The sequence below is a fragment of the Thermococcus sp. M36 genome (assembly GCF_012027355.1).
GTDB lineage: Archaea > Methanobacteriota_B > Thermococci > Thermococcales > Thermococcaceae > Thermococcus.
The window spans coordinates 1-468 of record NZ_SNUH01000161.1 but is presented as its reverse complement, the minus strand read 5'-3'; the positions used below and the strand labels follow the sequence as shown (position 1 = coordinate 468).

The window sequence follows — 468 nt, the reverse complement described above, 5'->3', positions numbered from 1 at the left end:
AAAGATACAGCTTCGCCATGTCACTCACAAGCAAAGCAAACGAGAGTTTATCAATTCACAAATTTGAACTCTTTATGATTTAAAAACTGCTTTAAACCTTGCTACTAAGTTTCGCTTTTTTTCAGATATATATTTACTATAGCTATAGCCAAAACCAAAGCTAAAGCCATAGCTACCGTCTTTTTTAATTCCGTTAATAACAAGCCCCATATTTCTGAACTTATTATCCCTGTTTAACTTCTCAATATAAGGTAATATTGCTTTCAAAGTAAACCTGTGTCTGATAGTAAACAAAGTTAAATCAGCATACTTTTCCAACAATAATGCATCTGTTACCAAGCCAAAAGGAGCCGTATCAATAATGATGTAATCGTAATGCACTTTTAAATAATCAAAGAGTGTTGCGGTTCTGGTGTTTAGTAATAATTCTGCAGGATTTGGAGGAACTGGCCCCGAAGTAATGATAGC

Annotated in this window: 1 pseudogene; it reads right to left on the bottom strand. The window is 34.0% G+C overall.

The features are described 5' to 3' along the window. Positions 1 to 72: 72 nt before the first annotated feature. Positions 73 to 468, bottom strand: a pseudogene (locus E3E36_RS11790) (tyrosine-protein kinase family protein); the annotation flags it as partial.